The sequence below is a fragment of the Corynebacterium felinum genome, assembly GCF_030408755.1.
Lineage (GTDB): Bacteria > Actinomycetota > Actinomycetes > Mycobacteriales > Mycobacteriaceae > Corynebacterium > Corynebacterium felinum.
This window is the reverse complement of sequence record NZ_CP047209.1, coordinates 2,402,763-2,421,111: the sequence shown is the minus strand read 5'-3', so window position 1 is coordinate 2,421,111 and position 18,349 is coordinate 2,402,763. Positions and strand designations below refer to the sequence as shown.

Genomic DNA, 18,349 nt, shown 5'->3' with positions numbered 1-18,349 from the left:
CCCTTTTCCCTCACTGGGCTGAATAAAGAGGGAGGAGGGCATTGCCACAAAATGCGGTGGTGCGGTTGTCTTGACCGTCAGCGAACCGGGATTACCAAACCTTTTCAAAGTAAATACGAACGCACAGAGATTTCTTCAAAGCCATCGTTTGCTATGCGCTTCTCCTCAGCTAGAGAGTCTCGACCTTCTGCGCAAGGAAACCAATTTTGGGCAATGTGGTTTCCTTGACGGGAAGTTTATCTCCAGCTGGTGCACAGCAAATATGTGGTGGGTACTGGGTAGATAAATGGGGAATCTTTTGCACTCGTTACACGGATTACCTTGAAGGTTTAGGGTAGTGCTAATCCCCACGTTACGCTGAAGGTTTGGAGGTAACCCGCACCACCGCATTTTCCGCATCCGGAACACAAACCCCCACAAGCTACTACTATTAGCGCCTATGAACACCAGCAACACAGCCGAAAACGCCCGCGCCCACGAACGCGAAGAAGTCATCAGCAAAGCCACCACAGCAAAACGCGTAGCACCACTAGCCGCACAACTCAGCGCAGGAGAAAAGAACACACTCCTTGAAGCTGCCGCGCATGCACTCATCGCACGCACCGACGAAATCCTTGCCGCCAACCAACGCGACATCGACAACGCACGCGCACACAACGTGGCAGACAATATTATCGACAGGCTCGCACTCGACCCACAACGCATCGAAGGGATCGCAGACGGGTTGCGCCAAGTCGCGCGCCTGAAAGATCCCGTCGGCGAAATAGTGCAGGGATCAGTCATGCCCAACGGAATTCACATGCGCCAGATTCGCGTCCCCCTCGGCGTGATGGGCATGGTGTACGAAGCACGCCCCAACGTCACCGTCGATGCGTTCGGGCTCGCACTAAAATCCGGCAACGTTGCGTTGCTGCGCGGCAGTAAGTCGGCAAAAAACTCCAACCAAGCACTCGTCGAAATTCTCCAATCTGTGCTGAAAGAGCACGGGCTTCCTGAAGAAATCGTGCAGCTACTTCCCTGCGAAACTCACGATAGTGTCCAAGATCTGATCACCTTGCGCGGACTCGTCGATGTGGTCATTCCGCGCGGCGGTGCGGGCTTAATCAACGCCGTGGTTACTGGCGCGACGGTGCCGACTATCGAAACTGGTACTGGTAACTGCCACTTCTATATCGACCGCGACGCCGATATCGATGAAGGCATTGCGCTGCTTCTCAACGGCAAAACCCGACGCACATCAGTGTGCAACGCCACCGAAACAGTGCTTATCGACGCCGCCCTCAGCGCCGATGCTCAGCTCAAGATTATCCAGGCACTGCAAGATGCAGGAGTGACAGTCCACGGAAACGTCGATGAACTTCAGGCAATCGGGGCACACAACGTAGTCCAAGCAACAGACAGCGATTGGGAGGAAGAATACCTTTCACTGGATATTGCTGCGAAAATTGTCGATGGTGTTGATGGGGCTATTGAGCACATTCGTCGCTATTCCACCGGGCACACTGAAGGTATTTCCAGCCGCAAGGCATCCACGCTGCAGAAATTCGCCCAACAGGTAGATTCGGCTGCAGTCATGCTGAATGCCTCCACAGCTTTTACTGACGGTGAGCAGTACGGCATGGGTGCTGAAATTGGGATTTCCACCCAAAAGTTGCATGCCCGCGGGCCGATGGCGCTACCGGAACTGACCAGCACCAAGTGGATTTTGGACGGGGCGGGCCACACCCGCCCATAACCTAGCTTGCTAAGAAAGGCTGCGCTGGTGTTCTCATCTGCTATTTGCAAAGCGATTGAAGCAAGCGCATGATCGTTGTATGACTTCGCTTCCTGAAAACCCCACGCGCGTCGGCATCATGGGTGGTACCTTCGACCCTATTCATCATGGGCACTTGGTGGCCGGAAGTGAAGTAGCCGCCCGCTTCGGTCTAGATCTGGTTGTATTTGTGCCCACTGGCCAACCGTGGCAAAAGGCGGGGCGTGAAGTATCGTCGGCGGAAGATCGATATTTGATGACAGTCATTGCCACCGCAAGTAACCCGCGGTTTACAGTGAGTCGAGTAGATATCGATCGTCCAGGGGATACCTACACCATTGATACGTTGACAGATCTGTCCAAACAATTCCCCACGGCGGAGTTGTTTTTTATCACCGGCGCGGATGCGCTGGCGAAGATCATGTCGTGGCGCGATTGGGAGAAAATGTTTCAACTGGCCACGTTTGTCGGTGTCACACGACCCGGCTATGTGCTGGAGGAAACCAATATTCCGGCACAACACCGCGATCGGGTGGAATTAGTGGAAATTCCCGCGATGGCTATTAGCTCCACTGATTGCCGCACGCGAGCTAGACAAGGCGCACCTGTGTGGTATCTCGTGCCCGACGGGGTGGTGCAGTACATTAATAAAAACCGCTTGTACTCGCACTCTGTATCCCACTGAAAGTTTCCCATTGTCACCGTTGGTATCTGACGTCAGAGAGCGCGAATCGATAGCTGCGAACACGGTTGTGGCGTCGTAAAGCGAAGCCTAGGGTCTGTGATTTTGGAGCGACTAGGCGACTGTCTTTTCTCATTCATGCCACAAACGTGGGAAACTAAAGGGTAGACATTTTTTAACGCATAAACACGAAGGATTTTTGTGACTGCAACCCAAGACACCGTACGCATTGCTCAGATTGCAGCGCTTGCGGCGAACGAAAAACTCGCAAGCAACATTGCGGTCCTCGACGTGAGCGACGTTATGGCGATCTCTGAGATCTTCTTGCTCGCCTCCGCCGACAATGAGCGCCAGGTTCGCGCCATCGTTGAAGAGATTGAAGACGAGCTGACGAAGGAAGGCTACGAGCCAAAGCGCCGTGAAGGCAACCGCGAAAACCGTTGGGTGCTGCTCGACTACGGCATGCTTGTCATCCATGTTCAGCGCAACGCCGAACGTGATTTCTACGGCCTAGATCGCCTCTACCGTGACTGCCCACTGATTGATGTCGACGGCATCGAAACCATGGAGCGCCCCGAAGAGTGGGCAAACGACATTGACCTGCGCTCCGTTGAGTCCCTCGATGAGATCCCACTAGCAGAAAACGAACCCGAAGACGAATTTTAAAAAACTATGACCCGCCGATTGATCCTTTTGCGCCACGGCCAAACTGAGTACAACGCAACCCGCCGCATGCAAGGCCACCTCAACACTGAACTGTCTGAGGTTGGTTACGCGCAGGCACAGCAAGCGGCGGATTTTTTGGCAACCTTGAACATCACCCGCATCATTTCCTCCGACCTCAATCGGGCTTATGATACAGCCTGTGCGGTCGGCGACCGACTAGGCGTGGAGGTGACAAAAGACGAGCGCCTGCGCGAAACGCATCTAGGTGTGTGGCAGGCCCGGCTCCGCGAGGAGGTTGATTCCGAATTTCCGGGTATGCGCGCGTACTGGCGCCACGACCCCACCTGGGCCCCACCAGGCGGGGAATCGCGTATCGACGTCGCCCGCCGCGCCCGCCCTGTGGTGGACGAACTCATGCGGGAAATGGACACCTGGGATGACGGAACTGTGCTCATGGTCGCCCACGGCGGAACGATCTCAGCGTTGACGTCAAGCCTTTTGGAGCTGGATATTTCCCAATACAAATTCTTCTCAGGTTTGGGAAATACCTGTTGGGCACAGCTTTCTGCGCGGCCGCGCTATAAAGCCACCAACGGTGATGATGACGAAATTCTCCCACCCAAGGGGCGTTTTGACGCCAGCAACGTGGATAATGCCGAATGGTATCTCGATGGCTGGAATATGGGAGTAGCTCTGGGGCGTCGCTCCATTGGTAGCTCTGATATGGGCGAAGCTGGTCAATTCAGCAAATAAAACACCACCCAAGGGCACGCGTTTTCTCCCGTGTTCCTTCAGGGTTGTGACCCGTGTTGGTTGTGGACTGCAGATGTGTTGATTCGATTCGATGCTATGTTCACGCCGGTAAATGGCTAAGCTAGACAATCGAGGCTGCGGAAATACTTTTTCAGCGCTGGGATTGGTGCATTTTTCATTCTCACGCTGCCTGCTTTTCCACAGTTTTCGTGTAGTAACAAGATGTGGAACAAGGGTAGGGAGGCTAAAAAAACCATGGTGGTTCGAGTTGTCACCGACTCCTCCTCTGGTTTGCCTGAGCATGTAGCCCAGGAACTGGGGATCACAGTAGTTGACCTTCACATGGTGGGGGACGACACCGACCGATCCACCTCAGGGCTTTCCGCACTTGAGCTCGCTGCCTGCTACGCCCGCCAACTGGAACGCGGTGGCGATGATGGCGTTGTGGCTTTACACCTGTCCAAAGAACTATCGTCCACGTGGTCTGCTGCAATCACAGCCTCTGGTGTTTTCGACGGCGCGGTTCGTGTGATCGATACTCACAGCGTGGGTATGGCGGTGGGTGCTGCAGCCATGGCGGCAGCCCGTATCGCACTCGATGGGGCAAGTTTGGAAGAATGCGTTTCGTTGGCTGAAGATACGCTCAGCCGTTCGGAAACGTGGATTTATTTGCATCGGATTGATGAAATCCGAAAGTCCGGTCGTATTTCAACAACGACAGCCATGCTCTCGACCGCGCTTGCTACCAAACCGATCATGCAGGTTACTCAAGGTCGTATTGAATTGGCAGTCAAGACTCGCACCCAAACGAAGGCGTTTAGCAAACTCGTTGATCTTATTGTCAAGCGTGCTGCGGGGCTTCCAGCTTTTGTGGCAATCCAACATAATGAGGCACGCGAGGCGGCACGCACGTTGGAAGATTTGCTCCGTGAGCACCTGCCCGAGGGCTCGTCCACCATGATTACGGATATGCACCCCACTTTGGCTGTTCACGCTGGTCTGGGCGCTTTAGGTATTTCTACTGTGTTCACTCAGCCGGAAGAAGAAGTCGGTCAGGATCTTCCACCGGAAGTAGATCACACCGCGCAGCAGACAAACTAGTAAGTGCCACGTTTTTGAGGAGTGTTCGTAGAATCACTGTTTGGATGGTGACGGTGTAGTTGAATACTAGTTTGTCGTAGCGGGTGGCTATTGCTCGGTTTTTGAGGTGACTTGATCTCACAAAGATCTATCTCGCCGACATTGAGCATCTCGAGGTGCTCCTCCGAAATTGCATCCATAATGCCTTAATCAGAAGGTACGGCGAACGATGGTTCGACAATGATCGAATAGCTTTCAGCGAAGAAGCAGGTAAGAGCGTCCGCAAAGCAAAGAGGCGAGCCGGCGGAAAGGAGGCACTACTTGGGAAAAACATCGCTGAGCTCAGCTTTGGCTTCTGGCGCTTCCTGTTAAGCAGCCACTATCAGGCGAGCATCTGGCCTCGGGTAGAAACGGCCTTGAAAGAAAAAACCTAACTGTAGAAAGCAGTTCGAGGACCTGGTCGTAGTAGTTTACAACATGAGAAACAGGTGTTATCACCACGAATCAATTGTCCAACAACGCGATATACCTCGTGAAGTCGCATATCTCGACTCCAGAGATAATGCCATCCAGACGATCGCAAGCTTCATTGATCCCCATACTGCGACATAGATCAAGGGAAATTCTCAAGTTCCCGCCCACTCCACGCGCACAACGACCATAGTTGGACACCTCCTAAGGGGATAACGGCGCCAGAAATTTTTTCCGTAGTACAGGATTTCGGCAAGACCAACATATAACGAAATATGCAGCTATTAGGATGGAATGTCCAGCTGAAGCGTCATAGGGGGCGGCGGAAGCTCGACAGAAACACCAGGTATAGAATTGGCGACCTTAAGCAAGCCTCTGTCAATTGTGTACACCTTCCTAACGTCAAACAACGAGGCGGTAGCCAACAACGACGCATCAATTCCAGTTAAGTGATGTTTAGCAATCAAAGGAACAGCTTCATCAACCACATGCTCATCAAGATCAGCGAATAAGAAATCAACCTCTTCAAGGAACTCGACAGCCTTGTTAACAGACTTTGCTTCGAGCGCAGGCGTACGCCCTTTACCGCGTAAGATGCCCAGAAGTTCCACATATATAGCCGTCGGCATCACAATCGTATGATCCTTGCCATTACCGTCAATCAACGCAGCAACATTTGTGGCAATCACACTCGACTCAGTGTCACGCGCGCCTGGCCTTAGATCGGATTCCTTCATTTTCTGGAAACTAAAAAAGCTACCCACGCGCATGAATCAATCATTATGAGGGGCAAAGACTTACTATGCTTCACGCTCACGCCTCACAAACTCGTCAGGCTGCATCCCGTCCAGCCACTTCGCCCCCAAGATTCCTTGCACCTCATACGCAGGCCGCGGAAGGCGCTTCTTTGCGGTAATAGCATCTACACCTTTGACCTTCACACTGACCACTTCATTAGTGATCGGATCGCGAGAAAGAATTCCCCAAACACGCACCTCCTGCTGCATCAACTGCAAAACAGCACCTACGTGCTCGACATCTATTTCGAGGTGAACAGCCTTACCAGTACGGCAGTCTTCAATCCCGCCCTTATACGGCAGCGTCCGACCATTGAACCTGTACAGCTTTCCACGCACAGACCCAAGGGAAAGTCGAACGGAAGCAAGCGCTTTGGACGCATTCTCAGCGATTCTAGAATCCATGTTCACAGGAGAGCCAAGTACACCAAATTCAATTCCAGTGACGCCATCCATAGAAGCCAAATCGCAAAGTTCTCGCACCGCAGTGAGTGTACTACGGTTGAACTCAAAACCAAGAGATTTGTCATCCTGCAGCTGCAACAGCCGGGACCTGACCCCCGTTTGGTAGACACCTGATTTCCCGCTTGTATGAGGTGGGAGGAAGGTACTGTAGTTTTATGCCAAGGTTTTATTCAGATGAGTTCAAGCGTGACGCTGTTGCGTTTTATGAGAACTCGGAACTGTCTCTAGCGAAGGCCGCTGCTGATTTGGGGATTAATCGGCAATCTCTGCATACGTGGGTCAAGGATTTGGGCACTGGTAAGCGTTCTCGTGTTGCGGTGCAAAAGCGGCAAGCTCAGGCAATTTCTGAAGCTGAACGTATCCGTGAGCTTGAGCGTGAGCTGCGTAAAATGACTGAAGAGCGTGATATTTTGCGTAAGGCTGTTAAATATTTCGCGGAAGAGACAAATTGGTGATCCGCTTCCAGTTTGTCGAAGACCATCGAACCGATTATTCGGTCAAGCGGATGTGTGAGGTGCTGAAACTTAATGCCTCATCGTTTTACAAGTGGCGCAAAGCTCGTGCTGTTCGTAACACTAAAACGTGCGAGGACTCGTTGTTGGCGGTGCGTATTCTTTCTGTGTTCAACCAGTTCAATGGCTGTTACGGGGCGAAACGTATCGCGGCTGAAATTTCCGATCAGTATGAGCCTGTTAATCATAAACGTGTTGCTAGGTTGATGGCATCGATGAATCTGCGTGGGTACAGCAAAAAACGCAAGGTCAAAACCACTATTTCCAGGAAAGATCGCAGTGTTTTCCCGGATCTGGTCACGCGTAATTTCACTGCTGATCGCCCGAATAAAGTGTATGTGGGTGATATCACCTACCTACCGATTAAAGGTGGTGGGAATATGTATCTGGCCACAGTTATTGATTGTTTCTCCCGTAAACTCACCGGGTTTGCGTTAGCTGATCACATGCGCACTGATCTTATTGGTGAAGCACTCGCCATGGCAAAAGACCAGCGTGGGTCACTAAAAGGTGCGATTTTCCATTCAGATCATGGAAGTGTGTACACCTCACAGGTTTTCCAACAGCAATGTAAATCTCTTGGAGTGACCCAGTCCATGGGTGGTGTTGGCACGAGTGCGGATAACGCGCTTGCAGAGTCGTTTAATGCCACATTAAAACGTGAAGTCCTTCAAGATCGGAAGGTCTTTGACACCATGCTCCAATGTCGAAAAGAAGTGTTTTCTTGGTGTGTCAGGTACAACACCACACGTCGGCACAGTTACTTGAAATACTGCGCCCCCAACACTTTTGAAGCGCAAGCATTTGCGCTAAAATCTATCTCAGCAATCACCGCTTAAATGTGTCTACTTTTCGGGGGTCGCGCCCCCCCTTGTCAACGGCCGCAACGTTTTCTCGATTAGCCACTACATCTATGACAGCGCTGCTAGTGTGCAATTCCTTGACGAATTGATCAGCTTGTCTACCACCCACGGCGCAAATGATCTTAGATATGGCCGCGATAGACTTTTCAAGCGCCTTTAGGTGTATTTCCCCTGGCTGGCCGTTAATTTTCAAACGCAGAACACTCTCATCGTTCATACTTTCACCTCCCATCCGTGCGCTAATCAACATGTTACCGCACGGGGGTATTAACACCACTCATGAACAATCTCAACTCTGCTTTTCGTCAAAACCAACCAGCCAGCGCCAGTGCTGCTCACCCCATCCCCGTTTTCATCAGTTCCGTCAGCGGCGCGGGCTGCGGTCGGTGGACACGGACGCTATGGGGTCGTACGGACATACTCACGCTGGCATCCACATTACAATGAGACCTCACACAAAAATGTGTGGGTCAGGTTCCTGTTGGCAGTTTGGAGTATGTCACTGCCTTGCGAAGGCATCACGCTTGGATCATTGACAGACAGGGCGGACATTAAGCCATACCGAAGCCAGCGACTAGTTCTCCTTAAATATAGAGAACGGAATCAAACATAACCCGCCCACATAGGGGACGCGCTATGAACTTCGGCTCTCAATGAAGAACTACCCAACAACGTAATGGGGCAACTTATGCAGTGCAAAACAGCTGAGATCCTGTGTTGAAACCTCGCTTGGATTGTGGCAAGAAACCGGGGTTAGGAATGAGCCCTTCAGAACAGGCACTAGGAATCGTGTTGGTAGCAGCGCGGCGGTTATGTAGGAAACACCACTAGAACCGTCTCACACCGACCAAGACACTGGAGCGCTCACCTCAAAACCCGAGCAGTAGCCACCCGCTACGACAAACAAGTATTCAACTACACCGTCACCATCCAAACAGTGATCCTACGAACACTCCTCAAAAAACGTGACACTTACTAGTTTGTCCAAAGAGTTTTTCTCCCTCTTAGGGGCAAAAGAAATCCACAGAAGTAGACACAGGATCACTTTTGTTCACAGGGAGGTGCCCTTTTTTTGTCGCCAGAGGCTGAAAAATAGGGAGTTATCCACAGTCTGACATTTTTTTGTAAAAAACTTCCACCACCCCATGCGCTGTTTTTAGCGTTGTGCTATGAACATGCTATCCTTTCGCACCCTGCGCCGCAGCCTTCGCCTTCACGCCCTAGGGGCAAGTAGAAGAAAAATCGCCACCCACTTGGCGTCTCGGCTTGACGAGCTTACGCGGCCGACAGCTATGGAAGAAGAACTAGCAGTGGCATTCCCCGAACCTGGTGAACTGCGCTTTTCTATTCCACCAAGGGTAGCTGTGCTCATTGCCGCAGTGACAGGAATTGTTGTCACCATTGTTATCCTGTGGCAGGTGGTCTCGCAGGCGCAGCATCAGCAGAGCCCACAGCTGGGCGCACCAGTGTGGAATACAACGCCGAGCCCGGCTGCGCCTGCTTCTCATGCATCGCCCACCAGTGCGGTAGCCGACGTTCAGGTGGTGGTGTCGGTCGTAGGGGAGGTGCACAATCCCGGGCTGCATAGTTTTCCACCCACCACTGCACGTATCGCCGATGCGCTCACAGCCGCCGGTGTGAAACCCGAGGGGGATATTCGGGGGTTGAATTTGGCCGAAAAACTTGTCGACGGCACCCAAATTGTCGTACCGCACCGCGACCATCACATGCCAGATCAACCGAATGCTGTACTCGATGCCCGCCTAGGCGGAGCCTTGGTGATGGGGCCAGCCGCATCACCAGGTGCTGGGGTGGAGGGGATGGCAAAAGTGAATCTGAATCAGGCTACCGAAACAGAATTGGTAACCCTTCCTGGGGTGGGGGAGAAAACCGCCCAAGCAATCATTCAGCACAGGGAGAGCATTGGTGGTTTTAGCACCATTGAGCAGCTGCAAGATGTCAAAGGAATCGGTCCGGCGAAATTCGCACAGATCAAACCTGAGGTCACACTATGACCCAACTTCGGCTTGTTCCTGCGGCGTGCGCGGTCTGGGGCAGTGCACTTGTGGTCATTGTCCTGCGCAGCTGGGACATACCCTGGTGGGCTGTTGGCCTTGCAGGATTCGTACTGATCAGCGCTACAGCAGTGGGGCTGCATGCGTTCGATCACGGCCAAGCCATCATCAGCACAAGCCTTGCCACCAGTAGTTTCCTTGTTGCCACCATGCGGCGGATCATTGTGGAAAACACCCAGATTCCTGCCACGTTTCAGGCGGTGGCGGCCGGGTCGGCGTCGATAAGCGAGAATGGGACGCTGCAACAGTTTCATCTTGCCGGCTACCCCGCACCGCTACCAGTATGGTCACGTGAACATTACGTGGTCATAGTCGGGGAAACTGTGCGCGTGAGCGGGCACAGTGTTGACAGTGACCGCATCGGGCTGGGCAACACACTTATTATCGCCAGCGATATCAGCACCGATGCGGCACCACATGCGCTGATGACCTTCGCTGACTTCGTGCGCGGCGAATTTCTCCAACTATGCACCCGCTGGATTCACGGCACCTCAACTGCACTCATCCCCGCCATGGTTTTTGGCGACACAAGCGCACAAACACCGGAATTTAAACAAGCATTCATTGACACGAACCTAGCCCACCTCAGCGCGGTAAGCGGGGCCAACGTTGCCATTGTCACCGCCACCGCCGCTGTGCTCACCGCCCGCTTCGGACCTGTGTGGCGCAACCTCGCTGCCGCAGCCACACTCGGTATCTATGTACTCATCGTGGGCACAGACCCCTCAGTAATCAGGGCGGCCGCCATGGGGATAGTCGGCATTGTTGCCATGTTCAGCCACTCCCGCACAACCCCGCTGCATGTACTCAGCCTCATCGTGATCGTATTGCTGCACTACGATACCCACTACGCAACCAACATGGGGTTTTGTCTATCTGTGGCCGCAACAGTAGGCATCATCGTGATATACCCCACCCTGCGCGTGATGATCGGGCGCAGCAAGCTCCCCGATATCTTCGTTAAAGCCCTCGCGCTTGCACTCGCCGCCCAACTATCCACCATGCCACTTGTAGCTGGCATGCAACACGAAATCTCACTCATTGGCGTAGCCGCAAACATTGCCTGCGCCCCAGTCGTCGCACCGATTACGGTGCTCGGCCTCGGCGCAGCGGTCGCAGCAAGCATCGGGGCGGGATTGCGCGCACTACCTGTCGATATCCTCACCGAACCACTAGCGGCACTGCTATCTGGGATAGGTGGGGTGATGCTGAGCATCATCTCCCCACTAGCGCAATGGATTAGCCTCATTGCGCACTCCGGTGCAGCACTACCCGGGGCAGTGATTACAGTGCCAACCTCTCGCGCCCCACTGTGGGCACTGGTGATCGCACTATGGGTGGTCTATCTGATTCACCGTGTACGCCTTGGCATCCTCCTAGCAGTAGCCACAGCAGCCGTGGTCATTCCCAGCATCCTTGCGGTGAACAACCATGAAATCTCCTACCAAGACAAACAGATTTTTCGCATCGCCACAGAGGAAGAACTCCTTCGCCTCTACCCACACCACCTACCTGCGGGAACTGCCGTGGTGGTGGTTGAAGAAGAAGGAAAACCACGCAACTATCCTTCAGCCCTACCGAATGGAATCCCAGTTCTTTATCCCAACCGCGACGGCCCCGTACGCCTTTACAGCGACGGAACATGGCATGCAGACAGCGGCAGATTCTAAACACACTACGCATTGTCAGAACCCCACGCACGCGACAACAACGGTGAGCCAGAATCTGGCGAGTAAGGTAGATCCCATGAATAATGTGCACCTGATCGTCGGCGACGAAGACTTCCTAGCAGAACGCGCCCGTGAAGAAATCGTCGCCGCCATCCGTGCCGAAAGCGAGAACGGCGACGCCATAGAAATCTCCAGCATTCGCGCAGGCGATGTCTCCGAGGCCGAACTACTCGACCTGTGCAGCCCCTCCCTGTTTGGGGAAGATCGCATCGTGATCATCAACAAAATGGACGAAGCAGGTAAAGAACCCGCTGAGCTGATAGTCAGGCTCGCCAAAGATCCCGGACCTGGGATTTCCCTGATCATCGTGCATTCCGGCGGTGGACGCCAAAAAGCGCAAGTACCTAAACTGAAAAAACTCGCCCACGTCCACGAAGTCAAAGCCCTCCGCAACAATGAACGCCCCAACTGGGTCACTCAAGAGTTCCGCCGCTATGGCATCCGGCCCACCCCAGACGTGGTGCATGCACTACTAGAAGGCGTGGGATCAGACCTCCGCGAACTCGCCAGCGCCATCAGTCAACTCATTGCGGACACCGATGGGGAAGTCACCGCCGCCAAAGTCCGCGAATACTACGCCGGTGTGGCCGAAGTTAATGGTTTTGATGTCGCCGACCTTGCCTGCGCCGGCCAAACGCATCGCGCGCTGGCCAGCATGCGCCGCGCCCTGCAGCTCGGCGTCGAACCGGCAGCACTGGCTGCAGCACTCAGCATGAAAGTATCCGGCATTGCACGGTTGTATTCCACCCGCGGCAAACCCCACATCTCTTTGGCCGGCAAGCTGGGAATGGCACCATTTATTCTTGAAAAGACAGCTCACCTGGCACGCCGATGGTCGGGCGATGCCGTCAGCGAAGCCGTGATTATCGTGGCAGATCTCGACGCGGCAGTGAAAGGACAAGGCGGCGATCCGGCCTTCGCATTAGAAGATGCAGTGCGCCGGATTTCACAACTAGCGGGATAGCTTCCTATGATGAAAAAATTATGGCTGAATTTTCTACTCCACATACCAACGAGGATCTCCCCGAAGACCTCCAAGCTTTTGTCACCGAGCTCTTCACCCTTGCACGCACCGGCGGGGACGGTGCTGCCGATCGTCTCGCCCAGTACATCCAGGCGGGCCTGAGCCCCAACCTGACCAACCACGAAGGCAATACACTGCTGATGCTGGCTGCCTACAATGGGCACGCCGACGTGGTCACGCAACTGGCTGAGCTCGGCGCTGATGTCAACCAGCTCAACGATCGTGGCCAGTCGCCGCTGGCTGGGGCAATTTTCAAGAAAGAAGAGGCAGTCATCGAAGCGTTGCTGGCGGCTGGGGCCGACCCACGCGCCGGGCATCCGACTGCTATCGATTGCGCGAATATGTTTGGTAATGCTGAACTTGCTCAGCGATTGAGCAACGCCTAAGCCAGTCTTTTCTGATGCCTTTAGCCCAGTTAGGGACTTTGATCATGCTTAATTTAGTGGGCATGATGACGCCAGGTCCCGATATTTTCTTGCTTACCCGCATTGCAACCCGTTCGCGCAAGCACGCTTTAGCGAGCGTGTGTGGCATTTCGACGGGCTTGTTGTTGTGGGTGTCGTTGACTGTTTTTGGTGCGGCCGCACTGCTTACGGCCTATCCCGCGTTGGTGGGTGTGATTCAGCTTGTGGGTGGTTTGTGGCTGGTGTGGATGGGTCGCGGGATGATCGTATCGGCGCGCGCCCAGTTCCGCGACGGTTTCAACCCTGATCTTGATTTAGATGTGTTGTTAGGCACGGTGGGGCATTGTTACCGCCAAGGTGTGGCAACGAATCTGTCGAATCCAAAAGTGGTGCTGTATTTTGCGGCAATTATTGCCCCGCTGATGCCACCGAACCCAAGTTTCGGGGTGGCAGCGTTGGTGATTGCTGCGATTGCGAGTACCACGTTGCTTGGGTTTGGTGCGATTGTGCTTGCCTTATCGACGTCGCCAGTGCGTCGGCTGTTTATGAAAGCAGGTCCGTTTGTTGATCTTGGTTCCGGCGCGTTTTTCGTGATCGCTGGTTCCACGTTGGCTGTTAATGGGGCGGCAAGTTTCTTCTAGGAGTACGAACAGTAAAAGTGTCGGGTGTCAAAAGGGATAGCCTTATGACACCCGACACTTTTTGGTTCAATGAACCCCAATGCACTACACGCAATGTTTAGCGACGGGGGAAAACCACGGAAGAAAGGTGGTCGATGACTGGCTTGAGCAGCAGCCCTAACACATCAATGGCTGCTACAGCCCCAAGGGCAATAACGCTGGCGCCGGACAGAAATGCCTTGAGCATAAACAGTGGGTCATTTCCTTGCTGGGTGTATTCCACGCTCGGTGTTGGATGGATCTGACCAACAACCTGTGATGGTGGTGGGGGAGCAGCCGTGGCTACACCAACTGAGCTGGTGCTAAGTGCACACACAGTGGTTGCTGCGATGATCACAGTGCGCAGATTTTTCATGGGGGACTGTAGAAAAAATCGGTGAATACTGACAACGATAAAGCGCATGATTAAGACGCTTATTCACCATATCGATTTCTAGCCTATAGCTGATACAGAATTTGGCAATGTTCATCAGTGAGGTTTTCCGATCAGGAGAATGCAGTGTGAAAAGAAGGCTCAAGCACCGACAGCGCACTGATGCATGATCGACGCGATTGGGTGGGAAAAGCCCTGCGCACCACAACCGAACAGCATACCTATGAATACGTGGAGATTGATTCAAAAATACTGATTCGACTTTCAGCAAACACAAGAAAAATTGACCTGCGGTTTTATGGGTAGCACTTGCTCTATGTCGAATTAATATTTCTCTTATACACAGCAAAGCCGCCTTGCCCCCTACCAAGAACAGCGCTACCAATGCACACGCAAACACAGATGAGATACGCTCAACGTCACGCGCGTGAGTGACAATCCGACTTCTGAGCCAAAGGAATGTGAGACTGAAAGTTACGCACACCACGCTGCACGCTGCGAAGGTAGACCTAGTTTTCCACTACAGAGACAATGAGAATGCGGACATCCTAAAGGATCTTTAAAGCGCACAACGTGCGACTGTGATCTTGTGAATAGATCGTGATCGAAACTTAAAGCAATACTCAACACACAAGCACGCAGGTGTTGAAGACCAACGCGATTTTCACCACTCTGAACACACCACCTCGTTCCTCGGGTGCTTGGGCTTGAGATTCCACCCGCCACGCCCCTAAAACCACTGGCCAACGTTTTATACGCAGAAAACTCACTGGGGGGTATATAAAAAATCTCGCCGGGGAGAAGAATTTTCTCCACGGCGAGATTTTTGATTGAAAAAGATTAAGCCATCTTGTTCAGGGCTGCAGCCATGCGGGACTTCTTGTTAGCCGCGTTGTTGCGGTGGAAGACACCCTTGGTGACAGACTTGTCCAGAGCGCGGGAAGCAGCACGCAGCTGAACCTCAGCGCCAGCCTTGTCGCCAGCGGCGACCAGTGCACGGAACTTGCGGATCTCGGTACGAACTGCGGAACGAACAGCCTGGTTACGCTGACGACGCTTCTCGTTGGTGAGGATGCGCTTCTTCTGGGACTTGATGTTTGCCATTTTCAAATACCTCTTGGATCTTGTAGAAAAGATTCACTCTAGGCCGCTACTAGCATCAGACTTTAGAAAACGATCCCAAGGTCCTGACCGCCATGTGGCTGATGCCACCTGTAATGAGTGTTGTTGCATTGGACAACGAGGAAAAAGCTTAGCAGCCCAAACTGTCCCAAATCAAGCACAGTCTCAGAAAAAACTTGCAACACCCTTCGCACAAGCCCCTGAAGCTTTGATGTATACCAGGGTGAGGAACGAGGCGGCGTGCTTAGGCCCAGCCGTATTCGGAGCGAAGCTTGTTGGCAATCCGGCTAAAGCGCCGTTGCGGGATTACCGCACCTTGGCGTCGAATAGCGAGTTCGGGAACGCGAATCACTTTGTCTAAGCACGCCCATGATTGCCGCCCAGCGGGATCCCACGGGCCAGCGCCGATATCGATCCAGGTTTCTTTACTCGCATGCTCGGGGTTGGGGGAGGTGAGCAGGCCCGCGACTTGGTCACCGCTGCGGGCTACCACAACGATGGCGCGTTCGATGGGTTCATCGGCGGGGGTTTCGCCGGGCACGAAAAGGAACACTACTTCGCCGGGGTCGACTTGCCCGTCCATGTTGGGGGCGTAGAAGATACTGCGTGGGCAGGAGTCGGTGTCGATGACTTGAAAGTCGGCGGCGAGGGTTTTTTTCTGTGCCACTTCATCAGCGTCATGCAACCCGAGGCGTGCGGAGAGCGTGATCAGGCCGTCGTCAAGCGTGCGCACCTCATCGCGTCTGAGTGCCGAACGCAGTCGACGAAACAGACCGCGACGGGGTGTGCGTGAGGTGTTCATGAAACCAACCTTAATAAACTTCGCGTGTCTGGGAGCAAGTTTGGAAAGAAAACTTTGCTGCTACCTGCGCGAGTGCACCTGAAATTCCCGGCTAAAGTGATCGGGGAGAAATGGGGTAATGTTGAGGGGATTAACGTTCACGAAAGGGATATGAATGGCCAAGAATTTCGCGGAGAAGACGTTTACGGATCTATCCAAGATCCGAAACTTCTGCATCATCGCGCACATTGACCACGGAAAATCGACTCTTGCCGACCGCATTTTGCAATTTTCGAACGTGGTAGATGCGCGTGACATGCGCGATCAGTACTTGGACAACATGGACATTGAGCGCGAACGCGGCATCACCATTAAAGCCCAAAACGTGCGTCTGCCGTGGGTTCCTCGCACCGGCCCGCACGCGGGTGAGGAAATTGTGATGCAGATGATTGATACGCCCGGTCACGTGGACTTCACGTACGAGGTGTCCCGCGCGCTTGAGGCGTGCGAAGGTGCAATTTTGCTTGTCGACGCCGCCCAGGGCATCGAAGCGCAGACACTGGCCAACCTGTACCTGGCGATGGAAAATGATCTGGAGATCATTCCGGTGCTGAACAAAATTGACTTGCCTGCTGCTGATCCGGAGAAGTATTCGCTGGAAATCGCAAATATTCTTGGCTGTGAGCCGGAAGATGTGCTGCGCGTATCAGGCAAGACCGGTGAGGGTGTGGAGCTGTTGCTGGATAAGGTGGCGGAGTTAATTCCTGCCCCCACCACGGATGCGCCTGCTGATGCGCCTGCCCGTGCCATGATTTTCGACTCGGTTTACGACACCTACCGTGGCGTGGTGACCTATATTCGTATGATCGATGGCAAGCTCACCCCACGCCAGAAGATCAAGATGATGTCGACTGGTGCTGTGCACGAGTTGCTGGAGATCGGCATTGTCTCACCCACTCCGAAGAAGTGCGAGGGCCTAGGCCCTGGTGAGGTGGGCTATTTGATCACGGGTGTGAAGGATGTGCGCCAGTCGAAGGTGGGCGATACTGTCACTTGGGCACAGCACGGTGCTACTGATCCGTTGAAGGGTTATGCTGAGCCGAAGCCGATGGTGTATTCGGGCTTGTTCCCGATTTCCCAGGCGGATTTCCCTGATTTGCGTGAGGCCTTAGAAAAGCTGCAGCTTAACGACGCCTCCCTCTCGTGGGAGCCGGAAACGTCTGTGGCCTTGGGCTTTGGTTTCCGCTGTGGCTTCTTGGGTCTTCTGCACATGGAGATTACCCGCGACCGTCTTGAGCGCGAGTTCGGCCTTGACCTGATTTCGACCGCACCGTCGGTGTCGTACCGCGTGGTTACTGAGGGCGGGGAGGAAATTCATGTGCATAATCCTTCCGACTGGCCTGGCGGTAAGTTGCGTGAGGTGTGGGAGCCGGTGGTGAAGACCACCATTATTGTGCCGAGCGATTTTGTGGGCACCACGATGGAGTTGTGCCAGTCGAAGCGCGGCATCATGGGCGGCATGGATTACTTGTCTGAGGATCGTGTGGAGTTGCGCTACACGATGCCGTTGGGTGAGATCATTTTTGACTTCTTCGATTCGTTGAAGTCGCGCACCAAGGGCTATGCCTCCCTCAACTATGAGGATGCTGGTGAGCAGGAGGCGAACCTGGTGAAGGTGGATATTCTGCTTAATGGTGATCCTGTGGATGCGTTTTCGGCGATTGTGCACCGCGATTCGGCCCAGTGGTATGGCAATAAGATGACGAAGAAGCTCAAGGAGCTGATTCCTCGCCAGCAGTTTGAGGTGCCGATCCAGGCTGCGATTGGTTCGAAGGTGATTGCTCGTGAGAATATTCGCGCGATGCGTAAGGACGTGACCGCGAAGTGTTACGGCGGCGATATTTCGCGTAAGCGCAAGCTTCTGGAAAAGCAGAAGGAAGGCAAGAAGCGCATGAAGGCACTCGGCTCTGTCTCCGTGCCGCAGGAAGCCTTCGTTGCGGCACTGTCTACCGACGACGACAAGTAGGGCTCTATTGAGTCTTTGCTAGGGTGGCACTGCTCCATCCCCTCCACGTTTTTAATTAATAGTTACCTCGAATCGGCGTTAGGTTATGCTGA

Annotated in this window: 17 protein-coding genes; 12 read left to right on the top strand and 5 right to left on the bottom strand. The window is 53.6% G+C overall.

From position 1 onward, the window contains the following. The first annotated feature begins 439 nt into the window (after window positions 1–439). The 5 genes from CFELI_RS10220 (at window position 440) to CFELI_RS10200 (ending at window position 4,955) form a co-directional block, all read left to right on the top strand. Window positions 440–1,735, top strand: a complete 1,296-nt coding sequence (locus CFELI_RS10220; protein ID WP_277103346.1) for a glutamate-5-semialdehyde dehydrogenase — start codon at window positions 440–442, stop codon at window positions 1,733–1,735. A gap of 79 nt (window positions 1,736–1,814) precedes the next feature. Then, window positions 1,815–2,438 (top strand): nicotinate-nucleotide adenylyltransferase, encoded by a 624-nt coding sequence (gene nadD, locus CFELI_RS10215; RefSeq protein WP_277103345.1) that lies wholly within the window; start codon window positions 1,815–1,817, stop codon window positions 2,436–2,438. A gap of 198 nt (window positions 2,439–2,636) precedes the next feature. After that, window positions 2,637–3,101 (top strand): ribosome silencing factor, encoded by a 465-nt coding sequence (gene rsfS, locus CFELI_RS10210; protein WP_277103344.1) that lies wholly within the window; start codon window positions 2,637–2,639, stop codon window positions 3,099–3,101. Between the two features lie 6 nt (window positions 3,102–3,107). Next, complete coding sequence (locus CFELI_RS10205) at window positions 3,108–3,854, top strand: histidine phosphatase family protein (protein WP_277103343.1); 747 nt, start codon at window positions 3,108–3,110, stop codon at window positions 3,852–3,854. Between the two features lie 255 nt (window positions 3,855–4,109). Next, on the top strand, window positions 4,110–4,955 hold the full coding sequence (locus CFELI_RS10200; RefSeq protein ID WP_277103342.1) for a DegV family protein: 846 nt from the start codon (window positions 4,110–4,112) through the stop codon (window positions 4,953–4,955). Between the two features lie 734 nt (window positions 4,956–5,689). On the opposite strand, the gene CFELI_RS10195 is transcribed toward CFELI_RS10200, so the two are convergent. Then, window positions 5,690–6,169 carry a PIN domain-containing protein gene (locus CFELI_RS10195; RefSeq protein ID WP_290259002.1) on the bottom strand — a complete coding sequence of 160 codons (480 nt, stop codon included), beginning with the start codon at window positions 6,167–6,169 and terminating at the stop codon, window positions 5,690–5,692. 36 nt (window positions 6,170–6,205) lie between these two features. Further along, complete coding sequence (locus tag CFELI_RS10190) at window positions 6,206–6,607, bottom strand: hypothetical protein (RefSeq protein WP_277103340.1); 402 nt, start codon at window positions 6,605–6,607, stop codon at window positions 6,206–6,208. Window positions 6,608–6,822: 215 nt separating this feature from the next. On the opposite strand from CFELI_RS10190, the gene CFELI_RS10185 reads away from it, so the two are divergent. The 6 genes from CFELI_RS10185 to CFELI_RS10160 all read left to right on the top strand — a co-directional run bounded on the left by CFELI_RS10185 (window position 6,823) and on the right by CFELI_RS10160 (window position 13,916). Beyond that, window positions 6,823–8,018 (top strand): IS3 family transposase gene (locus tag CFELI_RS10185; protein WP_374724700.1). Its coding sequence is split into 2 segments (ribosomal slippage): window positions 6,823–7,108 and window positions 7,108–8,018, totalling 1,197 coding nucleotides; the frame shifts between segments, so codons are not numbered across the junction. A gap of 1,199 nt (window positions 8,019–9,217) precedes the next feature. Then, window positions 9,218–10,057 carry a ComEA family DNA-binding protein gene (locus tag CFELI_RS10180; protein WP_290259000.1) on the top strand — a complete coding sequence of 280 codons (840 nt, stop codon included), beginning with the start codon at window positions 9,218–9,220 and terminating at the stop codon, window positions 10,055–10,057. Further along, window positions 10,054–11,787 carry a ComEC/Rec2 family competence protein gene (locus CFELI_RS10175; protein WP_277104189.1) on the top strand — a complete coding sequence of 578 codons (1,734 nt, stop codon included), beginning with the start codon at window positions 10,054–10,056 and terminating at the stop codon, window positions 11,785–11,787. Before CFELI_RS10180 ends, CFELI_RS10175 begins: the two co-directional genes overlap by 4 nt. 76 nt (window positions 11,788–11,863) lie before the next feature. Next, window positions 11,864–12,811, top strand: coding sequence for a DNA polymerase III subunit delta (holA, locus tag CFELI_RS10170; RefSeq protein ID WP_277104190.1), 948 nt, complete (start codon window positions 11,864–11,866; stop codon window positions 12,809–12,811). Between the two features lie 20 nt (window positions 12,812–12,831). Then, window positions 12,832–13,257 carry an ankyrin repeat domain-containing protein gene (locus CFELI_RS10165; protein WP_277104191.1) on the top strand — a complete coding sequence of 142 codons (426 nt, stop codon included), beginning with the start codon at window positions 12,832–12,834 and terminating at the stop codon, window positions 13,255–13,257. A 14-nt stretch (window positions 13,258–13,271) separates the two neighbouring features. Then, complete coding sequence (locus tag CFELI_RS10160) at window positions 13,272–13,916, top strand: LysE family translocator (protein WP_277104192.1); 645 nt, start codon at window positions 13,272–13,274, stop codon at window positions 13,914–13,916. 97 nt (window positions 13,917–14,013) lie between these two features. Here CFELI_RS10160 and CFELI_RS10155 read toward each other — a convergent pair whose 3' ends face one another. The 3 genes from CFELI_RS10155 to CFELI_RS10145 form a co-directional block, all read right to left on the bottom strand. After that, the gene (locus CFELI_RS10155; RefSeq protein ID WP_277104193.1) at window positions 14,014–14,310 is read right to left on the bottom strand and encodes a hypothetical protein; all 297 of its coding nucleotides are present in this window, start codon (window positions 14,308–14,310) and stop codon (window positions 14,014–14,016) included. An 858-nt stretch (window positions 14,311–15,168) separates the two neighbouring features. Next, the gene (rpsT, locus tag CFELI_RS10150; protein WP_277104194.1) at window positions 15,169–15,432 is read right to left on the bottom strand and encodes a 30S ribosomal protein S20; all 264 of its coding nucleotides are present in this window, start codon (window positions 15,430–15,432) and stop codon (window positions 15,169–15,171) included. Between the two features lie 262 nt (window positions 15,433–15,694). Continuing rightward, on the bottom strand, window positions 15,695–16,252 hold the full coding sequence (locus CFELI_RS10145; protein ID WP_277104195.1) for a growth inhibitor PemK: 558 nt from the start codon (window positions 16,250–16,252) through the stop codon (window positions 15,695–15,697). A 154-nt stretch (window positions 16,253–16,406) separates the two neighbouring features. Here CFELI_RS10145 and lepA point away from each other — a divergent pair, with 154 nt between their 5' ends. Then, window positions 16,407–18,257, top strand: coding sequence for a translation elongation factor 4 (gene lepA, locus CFELI_RS10140; protein WP_277104196.1), 1,851 nt, complete (start codon window positions 16,407–16,409; stop codon window positions 18,255–18,257). Window positions 18,258–18,349 lie beyond the last annotated feature (92 nt).

Excerpts from the sequence above, each read along its gene's own strand:
- CFELI_RS10220 (WP_277103346.1), top strand. The coding sequence starts at position 440 with ATGAACACCAGCAACACAGCCGAAAACGCCCGCGCCCACGAACGCGAA.
- nadD (WP_277103345.1), top strand. The coding sequence starts at position 1,815 with ATGACTTCGCTTCCTGAAAACCCCACGCGCGTCGGCATCATGGGTGGT.
- CFELI_RS10205 (WP_277103343.1), top strand. The coding sequence starts at position 3,108 with ATGACCCGCCGATTGATCCTTTTGCGCCACGGCCAAACTGAGTACAAC.
- CFELI_RS10200 (WP_277103342.1), top strand. The coding sequence starts at position 4,110 with ATGGTGGTTCGAGTTGTCACCGACTCCTCCTCTGGTTTGCCTGAGCAT.
- CFELI_RS10190 (WP_277103340.1), bottom strand. The coding sequence starts at position 6,607 with ATGGATTCTAGAATCGCTGAGAATGCGTCCAAAGCGCTTGCTTCCGTT.
- CFELI_RS10180 (WP_290259000.1), top strand. The coding sequence starts at position 9,218 with ATGCTATCCTTTCGCACCCTGCGCCGCAGCCTTCGCCTTCACGCCCTA.
- CFELI_RS10175 (WP_277104189.1), top strand. The coding sequence starts at position 10,054 with ATGACCCAACTTCGGCTTGTTCCTGCGGCGTGCGCGGTCTGGGGCAGT.
- holA (WP_277104190.1), top strand. The coding sequence starts at position 11,864 with ATGAATAATGTGCACCTGATCGTCGGCGACGAAGACTTCCTAGCAGAA.
- CFELI_RS10165 (WP_277104191.1), top strand. The coding sequence starts at position 12,832 with ATGGCTGAATTTTCTACTCCACATACCAACGAGGATCTCCCCGAAGAC.
- CFELI_RS10160 (WP_277104192.1), top strand. The coding sequence starts at position 13,272 with ATGCCTTTAGCCCAGTTAGGGACTTTGATCATGCTTAATTTAGTGGGC.
- CFELI_RS10155 (WP_277104193.1), bottom strand. The coding sequence starts at position 14,310 with ATGAAAAATCTGCGCACTGTGATCATCGCAGCAACCACTGTGTGTGCA.
- rpsT (WP_277104194.1), bottom strand. The coding sequence starts at position 15,432 with ATGGCAAACATCAAGTCCCAGAAGAAGCGCATCCTCACCAACGAGAAG.
- CFELI_RS10145 (WP_277104195.1), bottom strand. The coding sequence starts at position 16,252 with ATGAACACCTCACGCACACCCCGTCGCGGTCTGTTTCGTCGACTGCGT.
- lepA (WP_277104196.1), top strand. The coding sequence starts at position 16,407 with ATGGCCAAGAATTTCGCGGAGAAGACGTTTACGGATCTATCCAAGATC.